18 protein-coding genes are annotated in these 17,179 nt (G+C 69.2%); 8 read left to right on the top strand and 10 right to left on the bottom strand.

Translation table 11 applies throughout. From position 1 onward, the window contains the following. Positions 1-529: 529 nt before the first annotated feature. Both OVA30_RS07055 and OVA30_RS07050 read right to left on the bottom strand, forming a co-directional pair. A complete protein-coding gene (locus OVA30_RS07055) occupies positions 530-1,159 on the bottom strand; it encodes an alpha/beta hydrolase (RefSeq protein ID WP_268175030.1) in 630 nt (209 codons plus the stop codon). Between the two features lie 76 nt (positions 1,160-1,235). Continuing rightward, entirely contained in the window at positions 1,236-2,165 is a 930-nt protein-coding gene (locus tag OVA30_RS07050; RefSeq protein WP_268175029.1) for a ring-cleaving dioxygenase, read from the bottom strand. 135 nt (positions 2,166-2,300) lie between these two features. Here OVA30_RS07050 and OVA30_RS07045 point away from each other — a divergent pair, with 135 nt between their 5' ends. Next, a complete protein-coding gene (locus tag OVA30_RS07045; protein WP_268175028.1) occupies positions 2,301-3,227 on the top strand; it encodes a LysR family transcriptional regulator in 927 nt (308 codons plus the stop codon). Between the two features lie 113 nt (positions 3,228-3,340). Here OVA30_RS07045 and OVA30_RS07040 read toward each other — a convergent pair whose 3' ends face one another. Then, positions 3,341-3,976: a DUF4194 domain-containing protein gene (locus OVA30_RS07040; protein ID WP_268175027.1), complete on the bottom strand. Its 636-nt coding sequence runs from the start codon at positions 3,974-3,976 to the stop codon at positions 3,341-3,343. A gap of 12 nt (positions 3,977-3,988) precedes the next feature. Next, positions 3,989-5,401 carry a Wadjet anti-phage system protein JetA family protein gene (locus tag OVA30_RS07035; RefSeq protein ID WP_268175026.1) on the bottom strand — a complete coding sequence of 471 codons (1,413 nt, stop codon included), beginning with the start codon at positions 5,399-5,401 and terminating at the stop codon, positions 3,989-3,991. 152 nt (positions 5,402-5,553) lie between these two features. Between OVA30_RS07035 and OVA30_RS07030 the strand changes: the two genes are divergently transcribed. Beyond that, positions 5,554-6,228 carry an HAD family hydrolase gene (locus tag OVA30_RS07030; RefSeq protein WP_268175025.1) on the top strand — a complete coding sequence of 225 codons (675 nt, stop codon included), beginning with the start codon at positions 5,554-5,556 and terminating at the stop codon, positions 6,226-6,228. Between the two features lie 225 nt (positions 6,229-6,453). Beyond that, entirely contained in the window at positions 6,454-6,843 is a 390-nt protein-coding gene (locus tag OVA30_RS07025) for a hypothetical protein (protein WP_003605194.1), read from the top strand. Positions 6,844-6,912: 69 nt separating this feature from the next. Here OVA30_RS07025 and OVA30_RS07020 read toward each other — a convergent pair whose 3' ends face one another. Then, positions 6,913-7,803: an HpcH/HpaI aldolase/citrate lyase family protein gene (locus tag OVA30_RS07020; RefSeq protein ID WP_003605195.1), complete on the bottom strand. Its 891-nt coding sequence runs from the start codon at positions 7,801-7,803 to the stop codon at positions 6,913-6,915. Between the two features lie 260 nt (positions 7,804-8,063). Here OVA30_RS07020 and OVA30_RS07015 point away from each other — a divergent pair, with 260 nt between their 5' ends. After that, the gene (locus OVA30_RS07015) at positions 8,064-8,453 is read left to right on the top strand and encodes a tautomerase family protein (protein ID WP_268175024.1); all 390 of its coding nucleotides are present in this window, start codon (positions 8,064-8,066) and stop codon (positions 8,451-8,453) included. Here OVA30_RS07015 and OVA30_RS07010 read toward each other — a convergent pair. Continuing rightward, positions 8,437-9,339 (bottom strand): LysR substrate-binding domain-containing protein, encoded by a 903-nt coding sequence (locus OVA30_RS07010; RefSeq protein ID WP_268175023.1) that lies wholly within the window; start codon positions 9,337-9,339, stop codon positions 8,437-8,439. The two genes, OVA30_RS07015 and OVA30_RS07010, sit on opposite strands and share 17 nt — an antisense overlap. Before the next feature lie 117 nt (positions 9,340-9,456). Here OVA30_RS07010 and OVA30_RS07005 point away from each other — a divergent pair, with 117 nt between their 5' ends. The 4 genes from OVA30_RS07005 to OVA30_RS06990 all read left to right on the top strand — a co-directional run bounded on the left by OVA30_RS07005 (position 9,457) and on the right by OVA30_RS06990 (position 11,807). Then, on the top strand, positions 9,457-10,659 hold the full coding sequence (locus OVA30_RS07005) for an MFS transporter (protein ID WP_268175022.1): 1,203 nt from the start codon (positions 9,457-9,459) through the stop codon (positions 10,657-10,659). Positions 10,660-10,789: 130 nt separating this feature from the next. Further along, positions 10,790-11,155, top strand: coding sequence for a hypothetical protein (locus tag OVA30_RS07000; protein ID WP_147017850.1), 366 nt, complete (start codon positions 10,790-10,792; stop codon positions 11,153-11,155). Between the two features lie 115 nt (positions 11,156-11,270). Further along, positions 11,271-11,525 (top strand): hypothetical protein, encoded by a 255-nt coding sequence (locus OVA30_RS06995; RefSeq protein WP_003600060.1) that lies wholly within the window; start codon positions 11,271-11,273, stop codon positions 11,523-11,525. Then, the gene (locus tag OVA30_RS06990) at positions 11,526-11,807 is read left to right on the top strand and encodes a hypothetical protein (protein ID WP_003600059.1); all 282 of its coding nucleotides are present in this window, start codon (positions 11,526-11,528) and stop codon (positions 11,805-11,807) included. Between the two features lie 562 nt (positions 11,808-12,369). Here OVA30_RS06990 and OVA30_RS06985 read toward each other — a convergent pair. The 4 genes from OVA30_RS06985 to oxlT all read right to left on the bottom strand — a co-directional run bounded on the left by OVA30_RS06985 (position 12,370) and on the right by oxlT (position 17,152). Beyond that, positions 12,370-13,950 carry an acyl--CoA ligase gene (locus OVA30_RS06985; protein ID WP_253395644.1) on the bottom strand — a complete coding sequence of 527 codons (1,581 nt, stop codon included), beginning with the start codon at positions 13,948-13,950 and terminating at the stop codon, positions 12,370-12,372. A gap of 2 nt (positions 13,951-13,952) precedes the next feature. Continuing rightward, positions 13,953-14,960: a 2-dehydropantoate 2-reductase gene (locus OVA30_RS06980; protein WP_003600053.1), complete on the bottom strand. Its 1,008-nt coding sequence runs from the start codon at positions 14,958-14,960 to the stop codon at positions 13,953-13,955. Positions 14,961-15,065: 105 nt separating this feature from the next. Next, complete coding sequence (locus OVA30_RS06975) at positions 15,066-15,830, bottom strand: fumarylacetoacetate hydrolase family protein (RefSeq protein WP_268175020.1); 765 nt, start codon at positions 15,828-15,830, stop codon at positions 15,066-15,068. Between the two features lie 11 nt (positions 15,831-15,841). After that, complete coding sequence (oxlT, locus tag OVA30_RS06970) at positions 15,842-17,152, bottom strand: oxalate/formate MFS antiporter (protein WP_003600049.1); 1,311 nt, start codon at positions 17,150-17,152, stop codon at positions 15,842-15,844. Positions 17,153-17,179 lie beyond the last annotated feature (27 nt).

Here is a 17,179-nt window from a genome sequence, read left to right as displayed (position 1 = left end):
TACCGCCGCGGCCGATCGCGCGCAAAGGGTCACTTGGCTTAAAACTAGGCGAATTCTGCAGGTTCCCCTTTATCGAACGGCATCGTTAACGGACCGGTCACCCTAAGGTTGGACGTCCGGCCGGGACGGCGTCAGCTTGGTGCCGCTGCGTATCGATCCGCAGATCCGGCGTTCGCCGAAAGGGGGTAGGCTGTCCCGCGGCGCCACTCGTTTGTCCGCGATTGCGCCGAAGACGAGCCTTTCGCCCGCCGCCGCGGCATCGGCGACACCCTGGTCGAGACCAGCATCGGCTTCGCCCGCGAGACGAACTTATACCAGCGACGGCTTCGCCTGCGACGAGACCGCAAGCCATACCGGCTTCGGTAGGCCGGTCGAGGATGAAGCCTGGATGCTGCCCTTAGGCGAGACGGGGCAGGCACTGGGGCAAGCACCGGGGCAGGCCACGTGACGGGGGCGATGCCCCCGCCACATCGGGTATGTCACGCCGATTCCCCGGTCCCCAGTCCGGACAGGCCCTCTCGCGGGAAGCTTAGCCGCCAAAATTCTTGGCGAGCCACGCCCCGGAGGCGGCCAGATCGGCCTGGGACAGGCCGTGACCGGCCGGATTGACCGTGTGGGTCACCGCCGCGCCCGCTTGCTGGAGACGCGCGGCGAGCCGTTCGGCATTCTCGGCCGGCACGATCGGATCGAGAGCGCCCGAGAGCAGCAGCACCGGGCGGCCAGCGAGGTCGGCCGGCGGGCTTTCGGCAAGCGGCACCATCGCCCGCAGCAGAACCGCCCCGGCCAGCACCTCCGGGTGCAGGAGCAAGGTCGCCGCGGCGATGTTGGCCCCGTTCGAGAATCCGACCGCCACCGGCGCGGCGAGCCCATAGGCCGCCCGCGCCTGCGCGACGAAGGCGGCGAGGTCACCGGCCCGGCGGCGGACATCCGCCTCGTCGAACACGCCTTCCGCGAGACGGCGGAAGAAGCGCGGCATGCCGTTCTCCAGAACCGGCCCGCGGGGCGAGAGCAGCGCGGAGCCGGGCGAGAGCGCGCGGCCGAGGGAAAGCAGGTCGTTCTCGTCACCGCCCGTGCCGTGCAGCAGCAGGAGCGGCGGCGCGCGCTCGTCGGTGCCGGGCTCGAAGCGGTGGATGAAATCGAAGGTGACGCCGTTCGTCATGGCTGTCTCCGTTCCGTCTGAGGAGGGTACGGCCGCCCGGATAGGATCCGGGCGGCCGCGAAGGTGGGCGGTCGGTTCAGGCGACCTTCGGCAGCACCGCCTCGATCCGCCCGCGATGCGGCTCGAGGAAGGGCGGCAGCTTCAGCGCGGTCCCGAGTTCCGCCACCGGCTCGTCGATGGCAAAGCCCGGCGCGTCGGTGGCGATCTCGAACAGCACGCCGCCCGGTTCGCGGAAGTAGACCGAGCGGAAGTACTGCCGGTCGCGCTGCTCGGTCACGGACAGGCCGTGCCGATCGCTCAGCCGTTCCGTCATCGCCGCCTGCGCCGCGTCGTCGGCGGCACGGAAGGCGATGTGGTGGACCGAGCCCGCCCCCTGCCGGCCGGGCAGGAAATCGCCGACCGCCCGAAGCGTCACGAACTCGCCGAGGCCTGCCCCGCTCGTCAGCCGGATCTGGCTGCCCTCGCGGGCGGCCTCCGTAAAGCCGAGCACGTCGGTGAGGATCGCGGCGGTCGCCTCCGCCCCGCGCAGGAGCAGGGTGACGCCGTGGAAGCCGCGGATCGCGGTCTCCGGCGCGATGCCCTCGGAGGTCCAAGCCGGCTCGGCCTCCGCCCCCTCGACGCCGACGAGTGCCAGCGGCATCCCGTCGGGATCGCGGAACCGCAGCACCGTCTCGCCGAAGACCGTTACGGGCGCCTCGTGCGAGACGTTCAGCGACACGAAGCGGTGCGTCCAGGCGCCGATCGCGGCGCGCGGCACGCGGAAAGCGGTCTCCGACACCTGCCCGATGCCGACGCGGCCGGGGGCCGCCTGAGCGATCGGGAAGAAGGTGAGGATCGTGCCGGGCGCGCCTGCCTCGTCGCCGAAATACAGGTGGTAGGTGCCGGGATCGTCGAAGTTGACCGTCTTCTTCACCAGCCGCAGGCCGAGCACGCGGGTGTAGAAGTCGATGGTGCGGGCCGTATCGCTTGCAAACGCCGTAACGTGGTGGATGCCGTGCGCGCTCATGGTGCGGGTCTCCTGTTCGAGAGGATCGCCGCGGGGATCCGTGTCCGGGCTGCGATCGGTGTGAGCGCAATCTGGCCCTTGCCTGCTCACCTGAAAATGGAAACGATCGAAACGCATCGTTTCCGGATTTGAGCCATGGCGAAACTACCCGATTTCGAGGCCTGGGCCGTGTTCGCGGTGGTGGCCGACGCTCTCTCCTTCGCCCGGGCGGCCGACGAACTTGGGCTGTCGAAGGCGACCGTCTCGAAAGCGGTCGCGCGCTTGGAGGGACGCCTCGGCGCGCGGCTGTTCCACCGCACCTCCCGCCGCCTCGCACTGACCGAAGCCGGCCGTCTGGCGCGCGAGGACGCCGCGGGGCTGCTGGCCGCGGGCGAGGCGGCGGAGGCCCGCGCGCTCGACGCCAACGGCGTGCCGCGGGGCCGAGTGCGGCTCGCGGCCCCCATGTCCTTCGGGGTCGCCCATGTTGCGCCGGTGTTGCCGGAATTCCTGGCTGCACACGCGCAAGTCTCGGTCGATCTGCACCTGTCGGATGCGCTGGTCGATCTCGTCGGCGGCGGGTTCGATCTCGGCCTGCGGATCGCGGCTTTGCCCGATTCCTCGCTCCGGGTGCGGCGCCTCTGCGGGGTGCGCCGTTCGCTCGTGGCGACGCCCGCCTATCTCGAACGCTACGGACCGCCGCAGCATCCGGAGGATCTGAAGGCCCGCGCCTGCCTCGGCTACGCCTACCTGCCGACGCCGGACCGCTGGCCCTTCACCAACGCGGCCGGCGAAACCGTCACGATCGTGCCCGAAGGCCCGCTGCGGGCCAACAATGCCGATGCCCTGGTGCCGGCCCTGCGCGCCGGGCTCGGCCTCGCGGTGCAGCCGGATTTCACGATCTGGGAGGATCTGAAGTCGGGCCGCCTGGAGCGGGTGATGCCGGACTGGCAGCCGCCGCCGATCGCCCTCAACCTCGTGATGCCGCCCGGTCTGCCGCGCCCGGCGCGGGTCACCGCGCTGATCGCCTTCCTGGAACGGGCCTTTTCCACCGCGCCCTGGGCACAGGAGGAGGCTTCGCCTTAGATCGATGTGCGTTGACCCCGCCCATCGGTCGGGATCAACGCGCTCGGCGGACGACCGCCGCCACGCATTCGCGTGGGCGAACGGCGATGAGATGGGCTCATCGCCGTTCGGTCTCAGGCCCCCCTCCCCTCCCCAGCGGAGGCCCAGGCGCGGACCTGATCCATCCAGGCATCCGGCGAGAGCACGGTGATGCCCGGCATCACCATCAGCGGCGTGACCCGCTCGGCCCGGTCGCGCTCGCCCAGCCGCAGGGCGCCCTTGCGGGCGAACAGGCGCAGGATTTCGATCAGGCGCGCCTCGTCCGGGGGCTCGGTGCGGGCGGCAGAGCGGATCGCGTCGGCGATGTCGTCGGTGGTGCATTCCACCGTGCCGTCGGTGGAGACCCGGTGATCGCGCAGGCCCTCCTCGTAGGCGAGCCGGAGCGCCAGCAGCACCAGCGTCTCGTCCTTGCGAAGGCGTTCGCCCTGCGCGTCGTGGCGCACGCCGTCCGGCGGCAGGGCGAGGAACACCATCTGATCGCGGTGGGCGACCTCGAAGCGGTAGCCGAGGCAGGCGAAGTAGTCGCGGAAGAACGGCGCGTAGTGCCGCGCGAGTTCGTAGGAGCGGCCGATGCCGGTGGTCGCGGCATAGATGCACTGGCTCTTCAGCATCACCTGAAGCGCGCGGGTCAGCTCCTCCTCGCTCGGCGCGGCGCTGCCGGGCGGGGGCATCTCCTCGCCGTCGAGGATGGCGCGGAAGGGTTCGAGCATCGGGTTGTCCGTTCAGCCTGCTTTGCCGGCTCCGCGCCGGGCGGCGGGGGGCGGTATGCGCTCGATCGTGAAGTCCGGACAGTCGAGCCAGCCGTTGGAGACGCGGCCCTCGATCCGGGCGACGCGGTAGCGGCTGCGCAGGACGCCGTCGAACAGCACGTCGATCTCGCGCAGGCGCTGAAAGACGACGAAGGCATCGACGTCATCGACCTGGATGTCCGAGCCGCGCAGGGCCTTCACCTGGGCGAGCCGGGCGTCGAGATAGGCGACGATGCGCTCCGGCGTCACGGTGATGCGGCGGCGGAATTCGTCCTTGGCAGCGATGAACGCCTCGATCGCCGGATCGATGTCGATCTCCGGCAGCGGCTCGTACTCGATGATCCGGCGCGGCATGCGCGGATTCGTGAGCTGCGGCGGACCGATCGGCGGGCGCAACAGCGAGATCTGCGCCAAGGGCAGGCCGGCGAGGTCGTCCTCGCCCGCGCCGACCGCGCGGAGCGCCGCCGCCGCCCGCTCGATTCGGGCCGAGTCGCGCGGGTCGCGGTAGCGGAGCGCGGCCGAGATGCGCCGTTCCAGCCGGGCAACCACCTCGGCCACCGCATCGAGATGCGGGTCGAGTCCCTCGAAGATCGAGAGGATCTCGACGAGGTCGGTGCGCACCATCCGCTCGGCCGCGGTGATGTCGGCGGCACGGCCCTCGCGCAGGTTGCCGTCCGCCAGCGCCCTGAGCGTCAGCGGATCGCGCAAGGCGCGCCCGGCCTCGCGCACGATGCCGGAGCGGAAGCGGAACGGATTGAAGCGGGTGTGCAGCGTCCGGTAGTCGGAGACGAGGTGGCGCTCGACGAACTCTTCGAAGTAGAGCCGGAAGGCCGCACTCAGATCGGGCTCGCGCAGGATGCGCTCTTCGAGCTTGCGCATGGCACCGGCTAGGCCGCGCAGGTGGCCGAGGAAGGTGCGCGAGGCTTTCGCCGCGTTGCGCAGCGCCTCAGAGCGATCGGCGGGGCTGGCGATGGCGCTCTCCAGCGCGCTCAGGACTTCGAGCACCGCGCCGCCGTAGGAGCGGGTCTCGCCGCGCTCGATCCGGGCCAGTTCCTCGATCAGCAGCCGCGCGTCGGGGTCGAAATCGACCACCGGCACGTAGCGCTCGCGCCGCTCCACCAGCCAGCCCGCCTCGATCAGCCGCCGGAACACCGCCGAGCGCCGCTCGATCGGATCGACCGGCGTCGCCTCGTCGTCGGCGATCTCGGCCTGGCTCCAGCCGGCGGAGAAATCGCCGATGGCGGCCAGCAACTCGCTCTTGCGCAGGGGCTCGGCGGCATCGCCGAACACGCGGGCATGCAGGTGCAGCAGCAGGGCCGCGTTGAAGGCGCGGCTCGGCGAGGCGAGCGGTCGGAAGAGGTCGTCGGCGAGATGAGTGAACAGCATGACGGGACGGGCGCGACCACAACCCGCTCGGGCGCCGCGGGTCAATGCTCGCGCCGCTCTATCCCCCCTTGATCCCTGATTGATCCCTTCTTGCATCGACCGCGGCATGCATCCGTTGTCTCGGCAGACGCCGCCCGATGGAGCCCAAAGAAATGCGCATCGAAACTGTCTTCCTGTTCGATCTCGACGGCACGCTGGTCGACAGCGTCTACCAGCACGTGCTCGCCTGGAAGGAGGCGCTCGACGCGGAGGGGATTCCGCTCTCTGTCTGGCGCATCCACCGCAAGATCGGGATGAGCGGGGGCCTGTTCACCAACCAGCTCCTGCGCGAGACCGGGCTCGCCATCGATCCGGATCGGATCGACCGGCTGCGGCGGCTGCACGCGGAGGCCTATGGCCGACTGTCGAAGGGCGTGGTGCCGCTGCCCGGTGCGAAGGACCTGCTCGCCACGCTGACCGAGAACCGCATTCCCTGGGCCATCGCCACCAGCGGCCGGATGGAGACCGCCGGCCACAACCTCGTGGCGCTCGGCGTCGATCCCGAACAGGTGCCGGTGGTGACGCGGGACCTCGTGAAATACGCCAAACCCGATCCGGACCTGTTCCTCGCCGCCGCCGCGCGGCTGAACGCGCCGATCGAGCACGCGGTGATCGTCGGCGATTCGATCTGGGACATGCTGGCGGCCCGGCGCTACCGCGGGCTCGGGGTCGGCCTGCTCTCGGGTGGATACGGCACGGAAGAGCTGGAACGCTCCGGCGCGGTCAGGGTCTACGACGACCCCGCGATGCTTCTGGAACACCTCGACGAAGTCGGCGGCCGACGCTGAGCGCTGAGCGCGCACTATGGCCAAGGCTAAGCCGAAGATCCGCTGCGCTCGGCCTCGGTCATGGGTCCGCAATGTGACCCTGACGATTGGATGAACGGCCCCTTGCACCTTCGTTCATGCGACAGGACGTAGCGTGAGCTTCGGCACATCGGGAGTGAACCGAATCCAGGCCGTACCCGTTGGGGTGCCAATGGATCGATGATCCACCCTTTTCGGAGAGACGTGATGAAGAAGCTTGCGATTCTGTCCGCCGTGGCCGTCCTCGGCGTCGGCGCCCTGTCCTCCACCGATGCCGAGGCCCGCTGGCGCGGCCGTGGTGGCGGCGGTGGCGCGATCGCGGCCGGCGTCATCGGCGGACTCGCGGCCGGCGCGCTCGTCGGTGCGGCCGCCTCGAATGCCTACGGCTACGGCGGCTATGGTGATGGCTACGGTTACGGCGGTGGCTACGGCTATGCCCGCCCGGTCGCCGGTTACGGGTATGGCTATGCCCGTCCCGCCTACGGGTACGGCTACCGCAACGTCGGCTATTACGATGGCGGCTACTACGCGCCGCGTCGTGCCTACGGTGGCTATTCCTGGGGCGGCCCGGCCTACGATTACGGCTACGGCTGGTAAGTCTTTCAGGCCTGACAGCCTCTCATAACGAAACGGCCGCGCCCCATCCGGGCGCGGCCGTTTCGCGTTTCAGGCGGCGGCGTCGCGGGCGGCGATGGTCTCGGACCAGACCACGGCGCGGCGGGCCACGCCGATATGCTGGCGCTCGTACATGCGGCCCTCGACCTTGATCGCCGCGCGCTTGGCGTTCTCCGGTAGGTTGAAGGCCTCGATCACGAGGCGGGCGCGGCGCACCTCCTCCTCCGTCGGAGCGAAGGAGGTGTTGGCGGGCTCGAGCTGGTTCGGGTGGATCAGCGTTTTGCCGTCGAAGCCGAGGTCGCGTGCCTGCCGGCACTCTTCGCGGCAGCCCTCCGGATCGGCGATGTCGTTCCACACGCCGTCGAGGACGATCAGCCCCTCGGCCCGGGCCGCGGCCAGGGTCAGCATCATCCAGGGCAGCATCGGCACGCGCCCGCGCACCAGTTGCGCCCAGGTGTCCTTGGCCAGATCGTTGGTGCCGAGCACGAAACCGGTCAGCCGGTTGCGACGGTCGCGGCGCGCCTTGGCGATCTCGTGGATGTTGAGGATCGCGGCCGGGGTCTCGATCATCGCCCAGACCGCGATGGAATCGGGAGCGTCGAGGGCCTCCAGCGCGTCGGCCACGCTTTCCAGCACGGCGGGCGAGGACACCTTCGGCATCAGGATCGCATCGGGCTTGGCCTGGATCGCCGCGCGCAGGTCGCCGTCGCCCCAGGGCGTCTGGGGGGCGTTCACCCGGATCACGAGTTCGCGATGGCCGTAACCGCCGCCCTTCACCGCGGCGCAGACCTGATCGCGGGCCAGTTCCTTCTCCTCCATGGAGACGGCGTCCTCGAGATCCAGGATCAGCGAGTCGGCGGGCAGCGTCTTCGCTTTATCGAGCGCCCGCTGGTTCGATCCCGGCATGTAGAGAACACTGCGGCGCAACCGCAAATCGGACATGTCTCGTCTCCTCGCAGGGGCCGGTGAGGGGCCCGGTGCGCCGCTCCCCACCCTCATTTGAATGCATAATACGAACAATCCCGATCGGTTGGAAGCGGCCGGAAGCGAAGCTATTTAACCGCGAGCGCCCGGCAACCGCCAGAGGGCGCAACCTCGCCTTGCGGCGCCGTCGTTCGGATCTCGGATCTCGGCCGACGCGCCCGAACCGTCTTTCGGCCTCGTTCCCCTCTCGGGGACGACGCTTCATCCTGGAGAGTCCCATGCCCTTGATGCGTTTCGACCTGATCGAGGGCCGCAGCGACGCGGAATTGAAGGCGCTTCTCGACGCCGCGCACGAGGCGATGCTCGAAGCCTTTCAGGTGCCGCCGGGCGACCGCTACCAGATCGTGACCGAGCACAAGCCTTCGCGGATGATCGTGGAGGATACCGGCCTCGACATCCCGCGCACGCAGAATGTGGTGGTGGTGCAGATGATCACCCGGCCGCGCGGGCGCGAGAAGAAGGAGCTGTTCTACCGGCTGCTGACCGAGAAGCTGCAGGTCGCCTGCGGCATCGCCCCCGCCGACGTGATGGTCTCGACGGTGGAGAACACCGACGAGGATTGGTCGTTCGGGCACGGCCGGGCGCAGTTCCTCACCGGGGAATTGTGAGCCCCGGCCGCCCACCCTCCGCTACGAGCCAGTCAATGAGGGCGGTGAGCGCGGGCGACTTGTCGGCATCGAACGGCGTCAGGGCGAAGTAGGCGGCGCGTCCGACCCGGATGTCCGGAAAAGGCGCCACGAGCCGGCCCGCGGCGACCATCCGGTCGAGCACGGGAAACGGCCCGATGCCGATTCCCGTACCGTCCTCAAGCGCCTGAAGGGTCACGAAGAAGTGGTCGAAGACCCGGCGGCGCACGCCGCCGGGGAGCATTACCGCGGCGGCCGTGAGCCAGTCGCTCCAATCCCCCGGCCGGGTCTCGGTGCCGAGGAGGATGTGACCGTCGAGGTCGCGCAACGTCGCGAGCGGTTTGTCCCGCAGCAAAGCGGGGCTTGCCACCAGCGTGTCGGTCTCCGTCAGGAAGGGCACGGCGCGGTGCTGTGGCCAGGGCTCGGGGCCGCGCCGGATCGCGAGGTCGAACCCGCCGCGCAGCGCATCCTGCAAGGTCGTCGTGGTCGTGACCCTGACCTCCGTGCCGGGACGAACCGTATGGAAGTCGTCGAGGCGCGGGATCAGCCAGCGCATCGCGAAGGTCGCGGGCGCGCTGACCCGCAGAACGCGCGGCGCCTGGGGCCGCCCGCACGCTTCCGCCGCCGCCGTGAGCCGGTCGAAGGACAGGCTGATCTCCTCGGCGAAGACGCGTGCTGCCGGGGTCGCCACCATCCGTCGGCCGACCCGCACGAACAGCCGCTGGCCGAGCCACGTCTCCAGGGCGGCGATTTGCCGGCTCACGGCGCCGTGGGTCAGCCCGAGTTCGAGCCCGGCCTGCGCGTAGCTGCCGGCTCTGGCGGCGACTTCGAACACCTGCAACGCGTGCAGCGGCGGTAGCCGGCGCATGTCCCTCGCCCCATCGATGCGTGAGAAAACCGCACGAAACCCGTGAGGCAAACGGCTCTCATCGCGCAAAACTCACAAGTCTAAGATCGCCGCGCAATCGCAGCCGGAGATTTTCGTGTGAGCCAAGCCGTTCGACTCGAGGAATTCCAGCGAGCGGATCGCGCGAGCCTCGACCTCAAGCGGCGCAGTCTCGGCGGAGCCTGCCTCGCCCACGCCCTGCACGACGGCTACACCGACCTGCTCTACGTACTGCTGCCGGTCTGGCAGGCGGAATTCGGCCTCGGCTATGCCGGGCTCGCCGTCCTGCGCAGCCTCTACTACGCGACCATGGGCGGGTTGCAGATCCCCGCGGACCGGCTGGCGGCGCGCTGGCCGATCCGCATGAGCCTCGCCATCTCGACCCTCGTCGCCGCCGCGGGCTTCGGTGCGATGGCACTGAGCGGCAGCCTGTTCGGGCTCTGCGCCGGTCTGGTGCTCGCCGGGATCGGTGCGAGCCTCCAGCATCCCCGCGCCTCCCTCCTCGTCGCCCAGGCCTATGGCGGCGCCGCGCGCGGGCCGCTCGGGATCTACAATTTCGCCGGCGATCTCGGGAAGGCGGTGTTTCCGGTCGCCGTCGCGCTGCTGCTCGGGGTGATGGCGTGGCGGCCGGTCGCCGGGCTGATGGCAGCCGTCGGCCTCGCCGCGGCTTTGGCGCTGGTCTTCGTCCTGCCGCGGGGATCGCTAACCGCCGCCGCCCCGCGCGCCAGCGGGAGCGGCGGCGAGGGCCGGGGCTTCGCCCTCCTGATGACGGTCGGCGCCTTTGACACCGCCACGCGGATGGGCACGCTGCTGTTCCTGCCCTTCCTGCTGGAGGCGAAGGGCGGCACGGGCACGACCACCGGGCTCGCCCTCGCCCTGGTGTTTTCCGGCGGCGCCTTCGGCAAGGCGGTGTGCGGCTGGCTCGGCGAACGGCTCGGCATCGTGCCGTGCGTCGTCGCGACCGAGACGGCCACCGCCGTGGGGGTCGCCGCGCTCCTCGTCCTGCCGCTCGGGCCGACCCTGGCCCTACTGCCGCTCCTCGGCCTCGTCCTCAACGGCACCTCCTCGGTACTGTACGGGACGGTGCCGGATCTCGCGCCGCGGGGGGATGTCGGCCGGGCGTTCGCGCTGTTCTACACCGCGGTGATCGGATCGGGCGGCCTTGCGCCGATCGCCTACGGAGCACTGGGCGACAGGGCCGGTCCGGCCGTCGGTCTGCTGGCCGCCGCCGCCACGGCGCTCGCCATCGTTCCGCTGGTGCTTCGATTGCGCCGGCCGCTCGCGGCCAGCGGCCAGGCTTGAGCAAGAACAAACGCGAATTCAGCCTTTGTCTTCGGCTATACGGCCAAGTCACGAAACAAAATCAGGTCAACCTTTCGTCAAGATCGAACGTCAAGGGCGTCCTCGAAGTGCTTTTCGAAGGGACGACCGGATGCGAAGAACCTGCCTCGGCGCCTGTGCCGGCCTTGTGCTGCTCGCAGGACTGTCCGCACCCGCGCAGGCCGAGAACCGGACGGCGATGAGTGTCGGAGCCGGTGCCGTGGCCGGTGCGCTCGTGGCCGGGCCGGTCGGCGCCGTGGTGGGCGCGGTGGCCGGTGGCTTCATCGGCTCGAATAGCAGCGCGCGTCCCCGTTCCACCCGCAAGCGCCGCGCCGCCCTGCGCCGGTCGGTCCGTGCGCCCCGCCGCGCGGCGATGGCCGAGCCGGCGGTCGCCCGTTCCGAGGCGCCGCGGGTGATGACCACCGGTGGCGCGAGCGCCGCCGCGCCGGTCCGTTCCGGCTGGCAGGATCCGCGTTGAGCGTGTCCGGACCGGCCGTGGCAAGTGTCGCTTTCACGTCACAGCCAGGGAAATGCGCAAGCGTGGCCGGTCCGGTGCCATTTTCATGACGCGATGCGGCGCGCAGGATCACCTCATGCAATCGTCCGAGAGCGAGGAAGCGATGGCTGATCCGAGCGCCGACCCGAACCGAACGGACCGACTGCAGACGGTGTCCTGCCTCGAGCGGCCCGTCGTCAGCCGGGTGACCAAAGGTGTCGCCTCCGCCATCGGCAAGCGCCTGTCCGTCGATAAGGACGGCGCCCTGCCCGATCGCCTCGCCTCCCTCGTGGATCGTCTCCAGGCCGGACCTCTCGGCCGCACCTCCCTCAAGCATCGTCGAGTTGCCTGAATGTCCAAGTTCGATCGCGCCCTCAACGACGCCGCCGTAGTCCCCTTCCCCGCCGCTGCCGCCGAGGCGGTGGCCGACGAGAACGTCGCCTCGATCATCGAGGTGCTTCAGGATCAGCTCAAGCTCGCCCGCGAGGGCAAGCTGCGCTCGGTCGCCGTGGTCTCGGTCTCGAACGACGGCAGCGCCATCGGCACGCAGTGGTCCTGCGCCCATGGCGACGTGGCGAGCCTGATCGGCAAGCTCACCGTCCTGTCCCACGACATGATGGCCGCGCGGAACTGAGTTTTTCCGAGCGATCCCGAAAGCAGAAAAGGCGGCGCTTGCAGCGCCGCCTTTTTTTATGTCGACGGGTTGTTGGTGTTCGTCCGACGCGTCGTGCCGCGCATAGCCCCGAACGGGTAGGAGCCGCGACGGCGCCGCTGCGATTCGAGCCGCGCCCGATCATGTCCGAACGCAACACCCTGGACGCGCACATGCAGCGTGTCAGGCTTTCTGGTTGCACGCCCGACCGGCGCATTCATACTGAGGGCGTTGGACGCAAACCTTCCGGTCACGACGACCCTGCGGCTACGGGGCTTACGGCGACTTAGCCGATCGCCGTCCGTGAGTAGGCAGACGGGAAGGGGGTGAGCAATGTGCTGATGTTTCCGCTTCTACGGATCACCATCACGAAAAACCCGAGCGGTGAGTGGTCCGTGACCATCACGCTCGGGCTCATGTAAACCGTAGTCCAACAAGAGGGCCCGCAGGTAGCCGCCTGCGGGCTCTCACTACTTAGTATGGGGTGTTGTCAGGACGAAATCAAACCCGTCTCAGACAGCATGACGACTGAAGCGGTCTTCTCTCAGACCAGCCCGAGCTTCTGCGCCAGCCCGATGCGCTGGAGCTTGCCGGTGGCACCCTTAGGGATCTCGTCGAGGATCAGGATCTTGGCCGGAACCTTGAAGGCGGCGAGCCGCTCCGAGGCGAAGCTGCGGATATCCTTTTCCACCGCCTCGACGCCCTCGCGCAGAACGATCGCGGCAGCGACATCCTCGCCGAGCTTGTCGTGCGGCACGGCGAAGGTGACGCATTGCGACACTGCCGGGTGGTCCATCAGGATCTCGTCGACCTCGCGCGGCGAAATCTTCTCGCCGCCGCGATTGATGATCTCTTTCAGGCGCCCGGTGATCGAGAGGTAGCCCTCGGGGCTCAGCACGCCCTGGTCGCCGGTGCGGAACCAGCCCTGCTTGGTGAAGGCCTCGGCATTGGCCTTCTCGTTGTTCTCGTAGCCCTTCATCACGTTGTCGCCGCGGATGACGATCTCGCCGGTCTCGCCCGCGGGCAGCGGCTCGCCGTCCAGATCGACCACCGCGATTTCCGGGCCCGCGGCGAGGCCGACCGAGCCCGCGTAGTGGGGCTTGGGCGGCAGCGGGTTCGAGGCCATCTGGTGCGCGGCCTCGGTCATGCCGTAGGCCTCGATGACGGGAGCGCCGAAGGTGTCCTCCAGCTCCTTCATCACCTGCGGCGGCAGGGACGAGGACGAGGAGCGGATGAAGCGCAGCGGGTTGCGCGCGATGATTTCCTTGTTGCGCGCGGCCCGGCCCAGGATCGCCTGATGCATGGTCGGCACGCCGGTGTACCAAGTGGGGTTCACCTCATCCATCCAGCCGAAGAACTTCAGCGCGTTGAAGCCCGGCGTGCAGGACACCTGGCCGCCGACCGAGAGCGGAGCGAGGATGCCGGCGATCAGGCCGTGGATGTGGAACAGCGGCATGATGTTGAGGCCGCGATCCTCGGGCCCGAAGGCGAGCGCGGTGCGGATGTTGCGCGCCGAGGCGCAGACATTGGCCTGCGTCAGCGGCACGATCTTCGGCCGCGAGGTGGTGCCGGAGGTGTGCAGCACCAGCGCGATGTCGTCCGAACCGGCGGGGCCGCTCTTCTCCGCCGGACCGGTGCTCTCGCCGGCAAAGTGCAGCGTGAAGCTGCCGGCGCCCTCGTCCGGGGTCGGCCGCAGGCGGGCGACCGACACGCCGAGCTTCTCCGCGACCGCGACGGCGGGCGTCTCGGAGCCCTCGGCGACCAGCAGGAGCTTGGCCCCGAGGTCGCTCATGTAGAACTCGAACTCGTCGGCCTTGTAGCTCGGGTTCAGCGGCGCCGAGGTGGTGCCGGCAGCCACCGCGATGAAGGCGGCGGCCATTTCCGGGCCGTTCGGCAGAACGATCGCAACGCGGTCGCCGCGGCCGATGCCGCGGGCGTTGAGGTCGGCGACCGTGCGCTCGGTCAGCGCCCGCAGGGCCTGGAACGTCAGCGGCACGCCGCCGGGGCTCGACAGGGCGGGGGCCGCATCGGCGCCGGCCTGGATCAGCTCGTGAAGAGTCGTCGCGGGCACGCTGGCCTCCTTGGAATCGATGGGGAGAAGGGCGGAAGGTTCGGGCAGGAGCATCGTCAAGCTCCCTGGATCGCGAGGCGACCCTGGGCACGCTCCAGGCTCTGGGCCAGGAGCCGCATCAGGGCGAAGACGGTGTCGATATGCGGGGTCGGGGTGCCGGTGAGGCGGCCGAGTTCGATCACCGAGCCGACGAGGGCTTCGAGCTCGATCGGCCGGCCTGCCTCGACGTCCTGAAGCATCGAGGTCTTGTGCGGGCCGACCTTCTCGGCACCGGCGATGCGCTTGTCGATGCCGAGGCGGAAGGTGACGCCGAGCTTATTCGCGATGACCTCCGCCTCGCGCATCATCTCGGCGGCGATCGCCCGGGTGTCGGGGAAGCGGCAGATGTCTTCCAGCGTCGCGTGGGTCAGCGCGGAGATCGGGTTGAAGCTGAGGTTGCCCCACAGCTTGAGCCAGATCTCGGCGCGGATGTCGCTCGTGACGGGCGCGCGGAAGCCGGCCTTGGCGAGGCGCTGCGACAGGGCGAGCACCCGCTCCGACTTCGAGCCATCGAGCTCACCGAGACCGAAGCGGTTGCCCTCGATCACCTTCACGGTGCCGGGATCGGTGAGCACGGTCGCCGGATAGACCACCGAGCCGATGACGTGTTTGGGGTCGAGATGGTCGGCGATCAGCCCGCCGGGATCGGCGCTTTCCAGCCGCGTGCCGGCATGGTCTCCACTGTAGCCGCCTAAAAAATACCACCACGGAATCCCGTTCTGCATCGTCACCACGACGGTGTCGGGGCCGATCAGGTGGTGCAGGTCGGCGGCGATCGGGCCGACCTGATGCGCCTTCACCGTCAGCAGCACGACCTCGTGCACGCCCGCCTCCTGCATGGAGCGGGTCGCCTTGACGGATTTCGAGTGGATCTCGGTGCCGTCCTCCTCGATCAGGCGCATGCCGTCCGCCTGGATCGCCGCCGCGTTGGAGCGGGCGATGAAGGTCACGTCCTCGCCGGCCTCCGCCAGCCTGACTCCGAGATATCCGCCGATGGCGCCGGCGCCGACGATCGCGATGCTCATATTCTCACCCGTGCTGCCGTTCTTCGCTCCGCCGGCTTCGTTCTGAAACGCCGTTCGAGGCCGATTCCGTCCGGCCGCGGAGACCACTTTTGCTTGAGCGTGCCGTTAATCGAACCGGTTCGAGAGCGTTCCGATGCCCTCGATCACCACTTCGACCGTGGCACCCTTGGGGATCGGCCCCGACCCAACCGAGGTACCGCAGGCGATCACGTCACCCGGCTCGAGCGTCATGCCCTGCGAGAGCTGCGCGACGAGCCGGGGGACCGGGATCAGCATGTCGCCGATCGGGAAGTTCTGACGTTCGCGCCCGTTCACCAGGGTCCGTACGGTCATCGCCGCCGGGTCGAGCCCGGTGGCGATGACCGGACCGAACGGCCCGAAGCCGTCGAGGCCCTTGGCGCGGGTCCACTGCGTGAAGCTCGCATCCGCCTTGAGGATCGCCGAGGCGGTGACGTCGTTCACACAGGTGAAGCCGAAGACGTGGCCGGCGGCTTCTTCCTCGGTGAGGTCGCGCGCCGTTTTGCCGATCACGATTCCGAGTTCGCCCTCGTAGAGCGCCCGGCCCGCCGCCTCCGGCACCGCCACCGCCGCTCCGGAAGGCCGGAAGGTGTTGGCGGGCTTGGTCAGGAACAGGGGCGCCTCGGGCCGCGACAGGCCCTGCTTTTCCATGAGCGCCCCGAAGTTGTTCCACAGGGCGATCATCTTCGAGGGCCGGCAGGGCAGGCCGACGCTCACTTCCGCGAGCGCCAGCACCTGCCCCGTGGATCTGTTCTCGCCGAACAGGTCGCCCTCGCAGACCTCGATCCGCTCTCCGTCGAGCCGGCCGAAGCCGGGCTCGCCGTTATGGACGAAGCCGATCCAGCGCGTCACGGTCACCTCCGTCACTGGTTGCGGGCCACGAAGCGGGCGCGCATCGGCTTCAAGACGAAGAGCGCGAGGAAGCCGGCGATGAAGGCCATGCCGGAGGCGAGATAGAACACGTTCTGCCAGGAGCCGGTCGCGGTCTGGATCGCCAGGAAGGCCGGCAGCATCAGCGAGGCCGTGCCCTTGGCGGTGTAGAGCAGGCCGGCATTGGCGGTGGCGTTCTTGTCGCCGTAGGTGTCGGCGCAGGTCGAGGGGAACAGCGAGTAGATCTCGCCCCAGGCGAAGAACACGAGGCCGGTGAGCAGCACGAAGGCCATCGGCGAGTGGGCGAACATGCCGAGCGCCAGGATGCCGGCACCCTCGATCATGAAGGCGGCGAACATGGTGTTCTCACGCCCGATCCGGTCGGAGATCCAGCCGAAGACCGGCCGGGTCACGCCGTTGAGCACCCGGTCGATGGTGAGTGCGAAGGTCAGCGCCGGCAGAGTCAGGCCCATGAGCGAGACCGGGATCGAATCGACCTGAAAGTCCTTGGCGATGGGCGCGAGCGAGGCCGTCGCCATCAGGCCGCCGGCGGCCATCATCACGAACATCGCGTACATCAGCCAGAAGACCGGGGTGCGCACCATCTCGGCCGACGAGTACTGGCGGCGGCTGGTGGCGTTGGGGGAGACGCGGCCGGCCAGCATCCGCTCCTTGTAGGCGGCGCTCGGCGAGGAGAGCAGCAGGGCGGCGACCATCACGACGATGCCCTGGCCGAGGCCGAAGGCGAGGAAGGTCTGCTCGTAGCCGCTGTCGCGGATCATCGCGGCGATCGGGATGACGGTGAGGGCCGAGCCCGCACCGAAGCCCGCGGCGGTGAGGCCGGCGGCGAGGCCGCGGCGATCGGGGAACCACTTGAGGGCGTTGCCGACGCAGGTGCCGTAGACGGCGCCCGCACCGATGCCGCTGATGGCGGCGGCCAGATACAGGAACCACAGCGAGTCCGCGACCGAGTTCATCGCCCAGCCAACGGCGCAGAGCACGCCGCCGAACAGCGTGACGACCTTCGGGCCGTACTTGTCGACGAACCAGCCCTCGATCGGCACGAGCCAGGTCTCGGTGAGGACGAAGATCGTGAAGGCGACCTGAATCGCCGGCTTGCCCCAGTGATACTTGTCGTTGATCGGATTGACGAAAAGCGTCCAGCCGTACTGCAGGTTGGCGATCATCGACATGCACAGCACGCCGAGAATGAGCTGTCCCCAGCGCCCGCCCAGAGGCGAATCGGCGCGCGAGACGGAATAAGCACTAGCGCCGGGTAATGGATCGGCGGCTTGAACGGCCATGGAGCGGTCCCTCGAACTCACGTCTTC

Source organism: Methylorubrum sp. SL192 (assembly GCF_026672325.1).
Classification (GTDB): domain Bacteria; phylum Pseudomonadota; class Alphaproteobacteria; order Rhizobiales; family Beijerinckiaceae; genus Methylobacterium; species Methylobacterium extorquens.
This window is presented reverse-complemented; position numbering and strand designations above follow the sequence as displayed.

What these genes read in the sequence shown, in the direction of transcription:
- OVA30_RS07020 (WP_003605195.1), bottom strand. Translation starts at nt 7,803, where the DNA reads ATGTCCGATTTGCGGTTGCGCCGCAGTGTTCTCTACATGCCGGGATCG.
- OVA30_RS07045 (WP_268175028.1), top strand. Translation starts at nt 2,301, where the DNA reads ATGGCGAAACTACCCGATTTCGAGGCCTGGGCCGTGTTCGCGGTGGTG.
- OVA30_RS07030 (WP_268175025.1), top strand. Translation starts at nt 5,554, where the DNA reads ATGCGCATCGAAACTGTCTTCCTGTTCGATCTCGACGGCACGCTGGTC.
- OVA30_RS07040 (WP_268175027.1), bottom strand. Translation starts at nt 3,976, where the DNA reads ATGCTCGAACCCTTCCGCGCCATCCTCGACGGCGAGGAGATGCCCCCG.
- OVA30_RS06990 (WP_003600059.1), top strand. Translation starts at nt 11,526, where the DNA reads ATGTCCAAGTTCGATCGCGCCCTCAACGACGCCGCCGTAGTCCCCTTC.
- OVA30_RS06980 (WP_003600053.1), bottom strand. Translation starts at nt 14,960, where the DNA reads ATGAGCATCGCGATCGTCGGCGCCGGCGCCATCGGCGGATATCTCGGA.
- oxlT (WP_003600049.1), bottom strand. Translation starts at nt 17,152, where the DNA reads ATGGCCGTTCAAGCCGCCGATCCATTACCCGGCGCTAGTGCTTATTCC.
- OVA30_RS07035 (WP_268175026.1), bottom strand. Translation starts at nt 5,401, where the DNA reads ATGCTGTTCACTCATCTCGCCGACGACCTCTTCCGACCGCTCGCCTCG.
- OVA30_RS07055 (WP_268175030.1), bottom strand. Translation starts at nt 1,159, where the DNA reads ATGACGAACGGCGTCACCTTCGATTTCATCCACCGCTTCGAGCCCGGC.
- OVA30_RS06985 (WP_253395644.1), bottom strand. Translation starts at nt 13,950, where the DNA reads ATGCTCCTGCCCGAACCTTCCGCCCTTCTCCCCATCGATTCCAAGGAG.
- OVA30_RS07015 (WP_268175024.1), top strand. Translation starts at nt 8,064, where the DNA reads ATGCCCTTGATGCGTTTCGACCTGATCGAGGGCCGCAGCGACGCGGAA.
- OVA30_RS06995 (WP_003600060.1), top strand. Translation starts at nt 11,271, where the DNA reads ATGCAATCGTCCGAGAGCGAGGAAGCGATGGCTGATCCGAGCGCCGAC.
- OVA30_RS07050 (WP_268175029.1), bottom strand. Translation starts at nt 2,165, where the DNA reads ATGAGCGCGCACGGCATCCACCACGTTACGGCGTTTGCAAGCGATACG.
- OVA30_RS07010 (WP_268175023.1), bottom strand. Translation starts at nt 9,339, where the DNA reads ATGCGCCGGCTACCGCCGCTGCACGCGTTGCAGGTGTTCGAAGTCGCC.
- OVA30_RS07025 (WP_003605194.1), top strand. Translation starts at nt 6,454, where the DNA reads ATGAAGAAGCTTGCGATTCTGTCCGCCGTGGCCGTCCTCGGCGTCGGC.
- OVA30_RS07000 (WP_147017850.1), top strand. Translation starts at nt 10,790, where the DNA reads ATGCGAAGAACCTGCCTCGGCGCCTGTGCCGGCCTTGTGCTGCTCGCA.